Origin of the sequence: Pseudomonas sp. FFUP_PS_473 (genome assembly GCF_002858665.1) — a bacterium.
In the GTDB taxonomy this organism is placed as follows: Bacteria; Pseudomonadota; Gammaproteobacteria; order Pseudomonadales; family Pseudomonadaceae; genus Aquipseudomonas; species Aquipseudomonas defluvii.
On record NZ_PJQQ01000060.1, the window covers coordinates 1 to 12818 of the forward strand.

Below are 12818 nucleotides of genomic sequence, written 5' to 3' on the forward strand. Positions count from 1 at the left end.
GCAGGGGTTTCTTTTTGGTTGGCATACATGCACCTCTTACTCATGTTATGCCCGAACACAAAATTTCTGACACCCCCGAGCGGATCGCTCAAAACGCGAAATTTCGCGAAACATGGCTTTGAGCCAGGGCCGAACTCGGCCTAAAAATGGCTGAAGCACATGAAACTAAAAAACCAACCTAAGTGGGCCCAGGGCCGAACGTATCAGGCTGCGAAAAAGTTTCCGGACATTTCCGGTGCACCCAAACCAGTAAAGCTGCAATCGTGCAGAACGGAGAGTGTCAAAAGCATCACTTGATCACTCGTTTTTAACCATACAAACCCCTCCGGTATGACCGAGAGGGGTTTTTTTATAACCCAACACCGAGGCTGCCAGCCATGGACTGGATCACCGGAGCGCGCAGGAGCCTAGCTCAGCGTCGTGAAGGTTCAAGCAGCCCTACTATGGACTTGAGGTTTTACACGGTCCTAGAAGGGCGCACAGCGACTGGAACGGTGCCGATCTTTGATCAACCAGGCCGCGATGAGCGGCTAACGGCGGCCCTTCTCAAAGGCTGCCATGACAATCTTGATCAACGACTCCATGTGCGCCTTGCGCTCCTCAAAGCGGCCATCTGGTAGGTCAACAATCTCGTAGGAGATATGGCTGCCGCCTTGCGGGACGGGTTGCAAGAGGATGCGACCTAGCGTCCTCGGCAGCAGGCTGCCCATCAGTGTCCATGATGACTTCATGTGAGGGGGCAACGGGGCTTTCCATGTCAGCGATCCTCACGGGTGTGCCACAGACGCAGCAGGTAAATGGTGGAATCCACAATCTCGTAGCGCATCTCGTAATGACCGACCTGAATTCGGCGTACATCCCGTGGCTCGAACTCTTCTAGACGTTCGCCAATGCGTGGGTTGGCCAGCAGCGTGGTCGGCGCAGCCGTTAGTTGTTGTACGGTGCGGGCGGCGGCAGGCTGATTCACCGCTGCCAGAAACTCGTACAACCGGGCAATGTCGGAAAGTGCCTTGCTTGTCCACTTCAACTCCATCAGCGCGGTACCGGCAACGGAGTGTCGGTGCTGAGGCTATCAGCCCAGGCCTGAACCGCTTGGTGGTCAATCACTCGGCCAGCGTCAACATCGGCCAAGGCCTCGCGGGTCAGGCGACTGCGCTCTTCCTCCTGGTCAATCCAGGCCGATAGAGCTTGTTTGACGATCCAGTTCTTGGAGCGTTCCAGGCGCTCCGCCATCAAATCGACCTTTTCGGCCAGTTGCACAGGGACGTGAGCCGTGACGGATCGGGTTTTCGCGGTGGTTGCCATGATGGGGTTACTCCTGATCAATTGGCGGTACAAGGTGGATGCTCTGCCGGCGCTCGGTAACAGCCGCCTCCGATGCCATCCGGCGCAGAGTGACGGCATCTTCGCTGGCCTGGTGTGCACCGACCTCATCACCATTATTCTTGAGCTTGTTGGCCTGCCATTCCGACGCGTCAGAGCCGGTAAGCAACGAAGTGGCCAGCGTCACCTTTTTGCAACCCTTCTGCTCCAGCGCCTGTGCGCCGTGCTGACGTTCAACGACCTGCACGGCCTCGGTGGCCGTACTGCGTAAGTTGGCACGAGCAATATCGAAGCGGCCATCGGCGTTTGAAGGTCGTAGAGGGTCACGTCGCCACTGCCCTTGAGCGGATACTTGGTGCTTCAAGCAGTGCGACTCCGACAATACAACGTCCTTTGAACTGCATCGTGACACTGCTCTGGCGTCCACCGACATTGATCGTTCCACCCACAAAAATGTTGCCGGTGCCAGAAACATGAATATTGCCACCCCCCGCTGATGGAAATGCCTTCCTGATCGATGACTAGCTTGTCACCCTCCAATCGGGTCTTGATGCTACGAATGGCCTCCTGGTTTTCCCCGGCCACAACCAGGTGCGCTGAAGGTGAGCGGAGGAACACGACATCCACTGCGCCCTTGACCACAATGGGCAGATTGGTCGCTCTTCCTTCTCGTAGTTGGCAGCGCGTTCCCACGCAGAATCGCGATAGGTAGCATCCAGGAGAGTCAATGGGCTGGAATGGTTCATCGGTCTATCCCTGGTGATTTATTCTGCGTATATCTGCGTATATCTGCGTAAATTCGATTTATTGTTAATAATAGTGAATAGCTATGCGCCGTCAAGCGTGCCGTCAGGTTGAGCTATACCCTAGCCTGATGTCAGTGGGTCATCTTCTCCATACTCACCTGCCATCATCATGGGATGACTTTTCCTCGGTCGCTCACCACCGCACCTTTTGGATGCAGCAGCACCGGGTAGTTTGAAGCCTGCTCCTGCAAGCTGACTTCGGAAGGCCTACTTCCATCTTCGGTACAGCATCACAGGTCATACGACCTGTGTTCGTGACACACAGTATTGGTTACATTTGGTCTGATGCATCTCAGGGTCACGCTTGCCTTCCTCGTTCTTGGTTGAGCTGGGAGCATGAATAATCGTGGCATCGACGATAGTGCCCTGGCGCTGGGACAGACTTTTTTCCTGCAAGTAACCGTTGATGACAGCCAAGACCGCAGGCGCCAATTTATGCTTCTCCAGCAAGTGCCGGAAGTTCATGATCGTGGTGTCTTCGGAGATCGGCGCGCTGAGCTTCAGGCGTGCGAACTGACGCATGGAAGTGATTTCATAAAGCGCTTCTTCCATGGCCGGGTCGCTCAGCGAGAACCAGTTTTGCAGCAGATGGATGCGCAACATGGTCTCCAGCGGATGCGGTTTACGGCCACCACCAGCCTTCGGGTAATACGGCTCGATCAACCCCAACAAACCACTCCAGGGCACCACCTGATCCATTTCGGCAAGGAAGCGCTCACGGCGGGTTTGCTTGCGCTTGCCAGCGTATTCAAAGTCGGAAAAGCTCATCAACAACCAAGCCCGCACCGGGTGCTGATCAAGGTGCACGCGGCTGGGCTCAATTATAGAGACCTGGAGATGTCGACGAGCCTTACCACGGCACGTCAGTTTTCAATCAACGCCAACAGGCTAGGCATTCAAGATGCGGTTTACACCGATGATCGAGTTGCTCCAGATCATCTCATAATGCGCCGCCTGGATGATCGAGGTGACATTGCGTGGTGTCATCAAAGCCCAACATTGGTTGCCGGGAGAGCGAACTGAATTGTAGCGCAGGCCTGGCACGCCATTGTCCCTGACGGCGCTACCGAGCACGTGGGAGGCACTGTAGTCATCAGGGGCGTAGATCGGATCTGAAAGGGCCAAACCGGTTGCGTCCACATTGCGATCATCTGTGAAGCTACAGAGCAAACCACGGAACACGAAACGGTCGTAGTTGAGCCCGTCCACGTTGGACCAATAGCGTTCCTGGTGATGACGAACTTCGGCGATGGCGGTATCCACTGTGTCTGCAAGGTACAGGACGCCATAGCTACCGTTGCTAAATCGCGAACCGGCGGGATTCACATGGGTGAAGGGCGCCGCAGCATACGAGCAGCCGGCAATGCCGAAGGGGATCTCTGCGAGTGGAATGAGCTCCAGTCGACCCACCTCATTCAATAGTCGAGGATTGGTCAAGGCCTGAATCTTGAAAAGCGCCTCGAATTCAGCGGAATCGGCCACATCGTTAAATAGGTCGATCGGCGGGAATTTGGAGTTCACCAGCCGGTGCGCCTGAATGGCACCGACCGGTGGTAGTACCGGAAGCGAGCTCAGCATTACCATTGCGCGCCTCGCAGAGCGTCAATGCGGCGGGCTGTCTCGTACAAGGAGATCATGTCGCCTTGAGCCATGATGTCGATCGGCTTACGGCCATTGAAGAACTCGTTTCGGTTGTCCATTGTCGGGAAACCGTAGGCGTTTTCAGGGTTGTCGAAAACGGTACGTAGCGCGGCGTGGATGTTTAGAACGAAGCTGATGCGATGCATCTGGTCCTGATCCAGACTCACTGCCCACTCTCCTACCTGTTTAGCCCGCGTGTACGTGCTGCGAGAGATGCGCAGAATCTTGCAAGCCTGGTCGCTGGAAGCTTTCCACTTTTCCAGAATCCGCAGTGCGGCACGCAGCCCTACCACGCATTGGCTCTTAGTGAGCGGCTGTGCTTTGAGTGCAGTTGACATAGCGCCACCTTTTTTGAGTCTGCAGAATCATAATTTACCATTCGGAGTCTGTAGGAGCAAAGCATTGCCGAGCGGAGCTTTGAGTTTCATGACCCACCAGCGACTAGTTGCTGCTGTTAAAGATTAGGAGGTGCGGATCTTGTCCTGAACAAGCATGACGGCGGACGCCAGGTGTGCCCACTGTTTGGGCGAGACCTCAAGGCTGCCAGCATTAAACTACTGGTCGAACTGATTGACCGCATCGATGATGCGTTGCCTTGGCGCGCGCAGCCTGCAACGCCTCTAAGGCGTCTTCGAAGTCGCAGAAAATCACTATTCGCATTCGTTCTGGCCAACCACTGATCGCATCGAATGGGTGATCGGCGCACTTTTTAACCATGATAAGTAGAAAACGACCGACTCGGCTTGAAAACGGATTCTGATCCAACAGCAAGCCACCCGACAGGCTCCAACTCGCTGCCTTTCTGTAGCGCAACGTCGATACGGCTCTAGAACATCGGATGCCTTTAGATTGCCAACATTGAGCTAATATTATAGATGAGCAGCATAAGTTATTTAACTTATGCAAGCGAAAGCGTGGTGATTACATAAACCGAAATAGTTATGTAAGTTACGCAACTTATGCAATTACGTCGCATCTTCGCTAAAATGGCTCAGGCTGATGCCCCTCGCGCACGGGAGAGAAAAGGGAGGGGGATTTTTATATGCCGCACACATAGGCACGTCCCGCTAACCATTGCGGCTTACCATAATTCCCCCCGGCACCTTTATTTGTTTCCACGCTTTCGACCAGACTTATAGCCGAAAACGTTTAACCAAACCGTCAAGCTCATGACCTAAGCGTGCCAACTCAATGCTTGATGAAGCCGTCTCATCACTGGCGCCAGCAGTTTGTTCAGAGATATCACGCACGTTGAGCACGCTACGGTTGATCTCTTCCGCCACTGCGCTCTGCTGTTCAGCAGCTGAGGCAATCTGCTGATTCATCAACTGAATGGTAGACACCGCTCGGGTGATATTTTCCAGTGATGTCCCGGCACGACGGGCTAATTCAACACTGCTGTCAGTCAATACACGGCTGCTATCCATAACGTCGGACACTTCCTGGGTGCCGCTTTGTAAGCTAGAGATCAGCTTTTCAATTTCTTCGGTGGACTGCTGGGTGCGCTGCGCCAAGCTACGAACTTCATCGGCAACTACAGCAAAACCTCGCCCAGCTTCACCTGCTCGCGCTGCCTCAATGGCGGCATTGAGAGCGAGTAAGTTGGTTTGTTGTGCGACCGACTTAATAACATCGAGCACACCGCCGATTTTGCTGCTTTCCTCTCTGAGATTACCCATAGCCGCAGTGGAGTTGCCGACTTCGATAGCTAGGCGTTCGATTTGAGCCACAGCCTCTCCAACAACTTTGTCACCCTCTCGAGCTTGCTGATCTGCGGCAGCGGCGGCGTCAAAGGCCTCTTCAGCATTACGCGCTACCTCCTGCACTGTGGCGCTCATTTCGTTCATGGCAGTAGCAACTTGATCAGTTTCGACTTTTTGGCTGTTCACACCAGCACTGGTCTGCTCGGTGACGGCTGACAACTCTTCGGCGGCGCTAGAAATCTGGATGACACTAGCGCTGATACCGCCAATCAGTTCGCGAAGACTGGTGGTCATCTGTTGTAGGCCTCTCTGCAGTTGCCCCAACTCATCGCGGCGACTGACCTCAAAATCCTGACTCAAATCACCGGAGGCAATACGATCGACGTCTTTAAGGACATGCTGCAACGGTGTAACGATTTGCCGGGTAATGATCCAAGCCGCGACGACGCCGAGCAGCAACGCCAGCGCAGCGATACTAACAAGCAGGGTTTTAGCAAAAGACGAATCGGAATGACGCTTGGTGGATTGTGACGCTATCAACTGCTGGGTGGTATTGAGCAGGATGTCGCCTTGCACACCCATTCGGGCGAACACCGGAGTCAGATCGACACCCTCCTGGTTTAAGGTGCCTTGGGCATCTCGGTACACCTTAACCGCGGCTATCTGCTGGTCAATCAGCGCCAAATCGCTGGGCGTGGTCAGCTGAGCACGTGCAATATTCAAATGCCCAGTTAGTTTCTCAAGCGTCTGAAGGATCAACTGGGCACCATCGCCCTTGGGATTTAGCTCCATCTGCAAGCGATGAATTCGCAAGTCCTTTGCCATCTCGGCGACGCGAGCAATGCTCTCTATTTTGAGGCCTCGCTCATCAAGACTATTAATTGCTGTCCAGCCCGTGAAGACAAGCAGGGTAGTAAGCATCAATACCAGGCCGAAGCCAAGACAAAGTTTCGCGCCCACACGGATATCACTGATCCAACCAAACATACATGCTCCAAGCAATAAATGATGTTTACTAGCAGGCAGATAATCACATGCCCAAGTGATGGGATATGCCTACCCTCAATCTACGCCACTTTGACTACACTTTGACGAAACATGTAGCGGTCAAATAATTGACAGATCCGTACATCCCCACGAGGATTCGGCCTCAAGCAAGAGAGAATATTGTTTTTTCTGATGTGAGAGCCAAGTAAAAAGGTCGCGGTAGGAATGGCAGTCACCTGCCATTCCTACCGCGACCCAAAAATCTGTAACTTGCTTTAATTATTGAAACGCTGATAGTGAAGTGGCCAAGAAGTATCGGCCTACTTCAGGCCATCCAAAGGTGCAACAAGCCAGTCGTTTGCCCTCTGGATGTCGGCATCGGCCAGTCGGCCACTCCAGCGATGAAGGACCAGAAGATTAGTGATGAACTTGTACTGGGATTGGTAGAGGTCGCGCCTGGCACGAAATTCATCCTGGATGCTGTCCAGTACATCGGCGGCGTTCTTTTGATGATACTGGAATGCTTTTTCGGTTGCCTGTCGCGAAGCGCTGGCCGAGTAGAGCGCTCGCCGGGTTGCCTTGATCCGGCTGAGCCCCGCTGTGATGCCGATATAAGCTGAGCGGGTTTCCTTGACTACCTCGCGGCGCAGGGCTTCCAGCTCTTGCTGAGCTGCGTCCTTATCACCTTCAGATGCCACGACCCGGGCACTGGTGGAGCCACCGCTGAACAGCGGCACTTGCAGGTCCAGTGATGCGACCATGTTGTCCGAGCGTGGAGTCAGGGTGCCTTCGTAGCCGATGTCGCTACGCTGCGCACTTAGGTTCAGCCCGAGGCGAGGAAGGTGCCTGGCTTTGGCCTCTCCTACGGCTGCCTCAGCGGCATTCACACTGTGTTCGCGGGCCTGCAAAGCTGGATTGTTTTGCAGGGCTGCCTCGACCCAGTAGTTCATCTGCTGAGCTGGCAGGCTAAACGCTGGCTCGTCGCCAATCCGTTTCAGTGGCTCCTGAACGTCGCGGCCCACTAGCTCGGAGATGGCTTCGCGGCTGGTCTGAACCTTGTTCTGAGCCTCGATTTCATCAGCCTCAAGCTTGTTCAGGCGCGCTTCTATATCCAGCTTGTCGGTGATGGTCGTCAATTTGTCAGCAAGCAGACGTGTCGCCCGGTCTAGGTTGTGCTGGGTGACTTCCCGTTCCTTCTGTACGAGGGATAGTTCGTCTTCGGCAGCAAGTACGGCGAAATAGCGTTCAGTCAAATCGATACTGCTCAGTACTTGAGCATCTGCAGAGTCGTATTCACTCTGCTTCGCGAGCTCTGAAAACTTCTGATAGCTACGCCAGGCCTGCGGATCATAGATCACTTGGTTGAGTGCAATTGCTGCGCGCTTGCCATTGTATTCGGTGCGGCTCAAGTTATCGTCGCGCCGACTACGGTTAAAGCTTCCGTTTGCATTGAGTTGTGGCAGCAGTTGGCCGAAGGCCTCGTCTTTTCGCCCCTCGCCACTCCGTACCTGGGCCTGGGCCTTGAGTACACGTGGATCAGCGCCGCGGGCTTCCTGTTGCAGTTGCCAAAGATCCACGTAGTTTGGTCGGGCCTCGTCTGCACTTGAACAGATGGGGAGAGCGCTCAGTGGCAAGGACAGGCACAGTGCAATAAAACGCCTCATGTCAGTCCTCGATCAACGAACGGGCGAACGCATTTGTCGCGGGTTGCATCAGGTACTGCAGTAGTGTGCGTGCGCCTGTATTGATCAGAACCTCTGCTGGCATTCCCGGCACCAGGGCCAGGTTGCCTAGGGCTTTACGGCCTTCGTCGGTTACTGCGACGCGAGCAAGGTAATAGCTGGCACCATTGTCTTTGTTGGTCAGGCGGTCAGCCGAAATCTGGATCAACCGTCCGCCGATTACCGGTGTGGTACTGCTCTTGAAAGCGCTAAAACGGATGTCCACCGGACGCCCTACTGCGACCCGGTCGATATCAATCGGCGAGATTTGGGCTTCAACGATCAGTTCTTCACTGGCTGGAACGATATCCAGTAAGGGTGTTCCGGGGCTGATCACGCCACCGACGGTATGGACGGTCATCCCCATGACCATGCCCGATTCCGGGGCCAAAACTTCGGTGCGTTGATCGCGATCCTGCACTGTGGCAAGCCGTTCTCGCAAGTCATAGACTCTGGTGCGCGCCTCACCTAGCTGTTCGGCAACATCACTGGCGAACGTTTTTTTCAGTTGCATGATCTTTAGCTTGGCTTCACCGATCTGTACGACGGCACGGGCACTTTCTGATTGATGCTCGGCCACTTCTGCCTGCAGCCGGGAAAGGCTGCGCTCCTGTTCGCGTAGGCGCAATTTGTCTACATAGCCCTCGTCTAGCAGGGCGCGAAGGTCGACGATTTCTTCCTCATAGGAACGGGCCAGTGTTTGCTTACTGGCGATGATCGCCTTGAAACCGCGTATCTGCTGCTCGATCTGTCCGATCGATTGTTCCTGTAAACCGATCTCTCCCTGCAGCGAGGTGCGTCGAGTCTGAAATATCCTCGCTTCGCTGTCATGGGCTTCACGCACGCGTGGATCATCAGCGTTCAGGTCCGGTACCGCGAGGGGCTCTGGTAGGCCATCGCGCTCAGCCACTAGACGTGCTTCAAGTTCCAGTGCTGCAATCAGTTGGCTGCGCATCATCTCCATTTCGGAGCGGGCTTGAGTATTGTCCAGCACCAGCAGCACATCACCGGTGTTCACTTGGTCACCATCATGCACGCGCAGTTCGCGGACGATGCCACCTTCCAGGTGTTGCACGGTCTTGCGATAGCTTTTGACGGTAACCACGCCTGGGGCTAACGCAGCGCTGTCCAGTGGGGCGAGTGTCGCCCAACTGCCGAATAGACCGAACGTCAGCAATAGAATGAGGTAACCGATACGCCGAGTGGGGTGGTCGTCCACTGGCAGTTTGGCGGCATCTTGGGATAAGGGCAGGGAGTTTTGCATGGTATGACTTTTCTAGACCTTATCGTTGCGCAGAAGCGGGTTGTGCGCTGGCGGTACCCTGTTGCGTACTTTGCAGTTTTGCCCAAACCTGGTTGCGCGGCCCGTACAGGGCCAGCTCGCCATTGCTCAGGACCAGCAGCTTGTCGACATGGGTCAGGACGCTGGGTCTGTGAGTAATCACAAATACAGTGGCACCGCTTTGTTTGAGCTTATGCAGGGCTTGAGCAAGCATTTTTTCGCCCACGTCGTCGAGGTTGGAGTTGGGTTCATCAAGCACCACCAACCTCGGCTGACGGTACAGCGCCCTGGCCAGTCCGATGCGTTGGCGTTGGCCGCCGGACAGCCCACCGCCATTTGCACCGATCAGGGTGTCATAGCCGTCGGGCAGTTGTAGTACCAGATCATGGACGCCTGCCATGCGTGCCGCTGCGACTACTGCTTCAGCATCCAACTCACCGAAGCGTGAAATGTTTTCGCTGATGGTGCCCTCGAACAGTTCGATGTCCTGAGGCAGGTAGCCGATGTACTGACCCAACTCGTCTCGTCGCCACTGGGCTATGTCGGCGCCGTCAAGGCGCACGGTACCGGTCAAGGATGGCCAGATACCTAGCAGCGCACGGGCCAGGGTGGACTTTCCCGAGCCGCTTGGGCCGATGATCCCTACTGACTCCCCGGCGGCCACGCGAAAGGTCAGCCCACGAATGATCGCCTTGCGGCCTTCTGGTGGCGCGACGGTCAGGCTCTCGACATCTACACGCCCTTCGGGTGCTGGGAGTGACATGCGTTGTGGCTCAGCGGCGATTTTTTCCAACAGTTCGTGCAGGCGCGCATACTGCGAGCGGGCGCTGACAAAGCCCTTCCAGGCGCCGATCAACTGGTCTATTGGCGCCAGGGCGCGGCCCAGCAGGATAGAGCCAGCAATCATCAGCCCCGAGGAGATCTCGTGCTGGATGGCCAGGTATGCGCCGAGCCCGAGTACCAGCGACTGCACGATCTGACGGAAGGTCTTGGAAATTGCCGAAATGGCGCCCGCCCGATCACTGGCCGAGCTTTGCAGGGATAGCACTTTGTACACCCGTGCGCTCCAGCGTTGGCGCAGATGGCCAAGCATACCCATGGATTCGACCACTTCGGCGTTGCGCAGGCTTTTGTTGGTGAAACTGGTGGCGGCCATATGCTCACGGTTGGCCGCATGTAGCGGGCCATGGGTGAGCTTGTCATTGATGTACGCCAGGCCGGCGAGCAGCAGGGCGCTGATGACACCCATCCAGCCATACCAAGGGTGGAAGATGAACATCACCGCCAGGTAGATCGGAATCCACGGCGTGTCGAAGAAGGCGAACAGACCGTTACCCGTGAGGAACTGGCGTAGGCTGCTCAAGTCACTCAGAGGTTGAGCTGACGCGTTCATGCCGCCGGTGTTGAGGGCCTGCTTGAAACTGGCATCGAACAGCCGCTGGCCGAGTAGGGTTTCCAGGCGCGTGCTGATGCGCACCATGATCCGTGAGCGCACCCACTCCAGGCTGCCGAGCGTCACCATCAACAACAGCATGATCAGGGTCAGCATCAGCAGCGTCGATAGGCTGCCGCTACCCACTGCGCGATCATAGACCTGAAGCATGTAGAAGGAGGGAACCAGCATCAGCAGGTTGACGAAAAAGCTGAAGAAACCGACTGAGAGAAAGCTGCCCTTACAGACGGCAAGAGCCTGTTCCAGCTCGGTTTTGGGTAGCGCTGACATGAAATTATTACCTCAGACCCGCCCTTGGGCCAGTCCGAAAAATCGTTAGCCGCAAGGAGGGTTTACCCTTGTGGCGGAAAAAGTCAGGCCGCTACTGAGGTAGCGGCCTGATTGGCGAGGCGTTACAGCCCTCGCCGAGTGCTCTCTAACAGCTGCACTTATGCACTCAGGCTGTAGTTATCGCTGACCAGCTTGATGGCACCGATGTTGGCATCGCCTTTGACACCGACCAGCTTGATGGCTGCGTCGGCGCCAGCAGTAACGTCAGTGTCGACGAATACATAGGCATTACCTTTGTCGTAGCCGATGACCGCTTTGACGCTACCGTCGGACGATTCAAACAGAACGTTGGCGGCTTCGAGCAACGAAGCATAGGAGGCACTGTTGCCGTTACCTGTTTTCAGGGTTTGAACCGAATTGCTGTCCAGATCGAAACCAAGGTGGTTGAAGGCAATAGTGTCTTCGTTCACGTTGAAGTCGGTGATGGTGTCGATAGTCTTGCCATCGGCATCAGCAACGGAGTCATCAGCTTCAAAGATGAAGAGGTCACGACCCGCGCCGCCGGTCAGGGTGTCTTGGCCCAGGCCGCCGACGAGGATGTCGTTGCCGACACCGCCTTTGAGGATGTCATTTCCTTCGCCGCTCAGCAGCACGTCGTTACCAGCACCGCCGTCGAGGGTGTCATTGCCAGCACCACCTTCCAGCCAGTCGTTGCCTGCGCCGCCCAGCAGAGTGTCGTTACCCTCGCCACCCAGCAGGGTGTCGTTGCCGTTGCCGCCGTCCAGCAGGTCGTCGCCTTCGTCACCGGTCAGCAAGTCGTTACCGTCGCCACTGTAGAGCTTGTCGTTACCCAGGCCGCCGAACAGTTGATCGTTGCCTTTGCCACCGTTGACGATGTCGTTGCCAGCATCGCCATACAGCACGTCATCACCGATGTTGCCAGTGATGCGGTCGTCGCCTGCACCAGCGTGAATGAAGCTTTCGCTGGTGTCGGTCACGATGAAGGTGTCGTTGCCTTTGAACAGCTCGTCAGCCAGTTGCTGCAGAACGGTGTCCTCGTTGACGGCACTCAGAGCAGACTCGGCAGCGTCCAGTGAGGTGTTGGCGTCAGCCAAAACTTCGTTTGCGTTACCTAGGGCAGTGTTCTTGTCTGCAAATACGCCTGCTGCAGTAGCGGCAGCGCCTTCGGCATCGGTCAGTGCAGTGTCAGCGGTAGCCAGCGCAGTGGTTTTATCTGTAACTGCGTCGGCGGCGGCAGCGGCAGCGCCTTCGGCATTGCTCAGTGCAGCATTAGCGTTATCCAGCGCAGTGGTTTTATCTGTAACTGCGGTATCGGCGGCAGCGGCAGCGCCTTGGGCAGTGGTCAGTGCAGTGTCAGCGGTAGCCAGTGCAGCGGTTTTGTCAGTAACTACGCCGGCGGCGGCAGTGGCAGCGCCTTCGGCAGTGGACAGTGCTGCTTCAGCAGTAGCCAGTGCAGCGGTTTTTTCTGTAACTGCGGTATCGGCGGCAGCGGCAGCGCCTTGGGCAGTGGTCAGTGCAGCATTAGCGTTATCCAGCGCAGTGGTTTTATCTGTAACTGCGGTATCGGCGGCAGCGGCAGCGCCTTCGGCAGTGGTCAGTGCAGTGTCAGCG

11 protein-coding genes and 1 pseudogene are annotated in these 12818 nt (G+C 55.9%); all 12 read right to left on the bottom strand.

The features are described from left to right. Positions 1 to 530: 530 nt before the first annotated feature. Positions 531 to 731, bottom strand: a complete 201-nt coding sequence (locus CYD26_RS24035; RefSeq protein WP_145991821.1) for a hypothetical protein — start codon at positions 729 to 731, stop codon at positions 531 to 533. Positions 732 to 757: 26 nt separating this feature from the next. Continuing rightward, positions 758 to 1033 carry a type II toxin-antitoxin system RelE/ParE family toxin gene (locus CYD26_RS24040; protein ID WP_102053845.1) on the bottom strand — a complete coding sequence of 92 codons (276 nt, stop codon included), beginning with the start codon at positions 1031 to 1033 and terminating at the stop codon, positions 758 to 760. Next, positions 1033 to 1305 carry a CopG family ribbon-helix-helix protein gene (locus CYD26_RS24045; protein WP_015060662.1) on the bottom strand — a complete coding sequence of 91 codons (273 nt, stop codon included), beginning with the start codon at positions 1303 to 1305 and terminating at the stop codon, positions 1033 to 1035. Before CYD26_RS24045 ends, CYD26_RS24040 begins: the two co-directional genes overlap by 1 nt. A gap of 7 nt (positions 1306 to 1312) precedes the next feature. After that, a complete protein-coding gene (locus tag CYD26_RS24050; protein WP_178081735.1) occupies positions 1313 to 1687 on the bottom strand; it encodes a hypothetical protein in 375 nt (124 codons plus the stop codon). Positions 1688 to 2393: 706 nt separating this feature from the next. Next, positions 2394 to 2897 (bottom strand): annotated as a pseudogene (locus CYD26_RS24065) (IS5 family transposase); the annotation flags it as partial. 120 nt (positions 2898 to 3017) lie between these two features. Then, the gene (locus CYD26_RS24070) at positions 3018 to 3707 is read right to left on the bottom strand and encodes an RES family NAD+ phosphorylase (RefSeq protein ID WP_102053846.1); all 690 of its coding nucleotides are present in this window, start codon (positions 3705 to 3707) and stop codon (positions 3018 to 3020) included. Further along, positions 3707 to 4108, bottom strand: coding sequence for an antitoxin Xre-like helix-turn-helix domain-containing protein (locus CYD26_RS24075; protein ID WP_102053847.1), 402 nt, complete (start codon positions 4106 to 4108; stop codon positions 3707 to 3709). Before CYD26_RS24075 ends, CYD26_RS24070 begins: the two co-directional genes overlap by 1 nt. 795 nt (positions 4109 to 4903) lie before the next feature. Continuing rightward, on the bottom strand, positions 4904 to 6460 hold the full coding sequence (locus CYD26_RS24085; protein WP_102053848.1) for a methyl-accepting chemotaxis protein: 1557 nt from the start codon (positions 6458 to 6460) through the stop codon (positions 4904 to 4906). Positions 6461 to 6780: 320 nt separating this feature from the next. Then, on the bottom strand, positions 6781 to 8124 hold the full coding sequence (locus tag CYD26_RS24090) for a TolC family outer membrane protein (RefSeq protein ID WP_102053849.1): 1344 nt from the start codon (positions 8122 to 8124) through the stop codon (positions 6781 to 6783). Between the two features lies 1 nt (position 8125). Continuing rightward, entirely contained in the window at positions 8126 to 9445 is a 1320-nt protein-coding gene (locus tag CYD26_RS24095; protein ID WP_102053850.1) for an HlyD family type I secretion periplasmic adaptor subunit, read from the bottom strand. Between the two features lie 19 nt (positions 9446 to 9464). Then, entirely contained in the window at positions 9465 to 11186 is a 1722-nt protein-coding gene (locus CYD26_RS24100; RefSeq protein ID WP_102053851.1) for a type I secretion system permease/ATPase, read from the bottom strand. A 158-nt stretch (positions 11187 to 11344) separates the two neighbouring features. Further along, a partial coding sequence (locus CYD26_RS24105; protein ID WP_145991822.1) for a calcium-binding protein occupies positions 11345 to 12818 on the bottom strand: 1474 nt, incomplete at its 5' end.

Bases quoted from the DNA above. Each gene is read 5' to 3' on its own strand.
- CYD26_RS24035 (WP_145991821.1), bottom strand. From the start codon at position 731: ATGAAGTCATCATGGACACTGATGGGCAGCCTGCTGCCGAGGACGCTA.
- CYD26_RS24040 (WP_102053845.1), bottom strand. From the start codon at position 1,033: ATGGAGTTGAAGTGGACAAGCAAGGCACTTTCCGACATTGCCCGGTTG.
- CYD26_RS24045 (WP_015060662.1), bottom strand. From the start codon at position 1,305: ATGGCAACCACCGCGAAAACCCGATCCGTCACGGCTCACGTCCCTGTG.
- CYD26_RS24070 (WP_102053846.1), bottom strand. From the start codon at position 3,707: ATGCTGAGCTCGCTTCCGGTACTACCACCGGTCGGTGCCATTCAGGCG.
- CYD26_RS24075 (WP_102053847.1), bottom strand. From the start codon at position 4,108: ATGTCAACTGCACTCAAAGCACAGCCGCTCACTAAGAGCCAATGCGTG.
- CYD26_RS24085 (WP_102053848.1), bottom strand. From the start codon at position 6,460: ATGTTTGGTTGGATCAGTGATATCCGTGTGGGCGCGAAACTTTGTCTT.
- CYD26_RS24090 (WP_102053849.1), bottom strand. From the start codon at position 8,124: ATGAGGCGTTTTATTGCACTGTGCCTGTCCTTGCCACTGAGCGCTCTC.
- CYD26_RS24095 (WP_102053850.1), bottom strand. From the start codon at position 9,445: ATGCAAAACTCCCTGCCCTTATCCCAAGATGCCGCCAAACTGCCAGTG.
- CYD26_RS24100 (WP_102053851.1), bottom strand. From the start codon at position 11,186: ATGTCAGCGCTACCCAAAACCGAGCTGGAACAGGCTCTTGCCGTCTGT.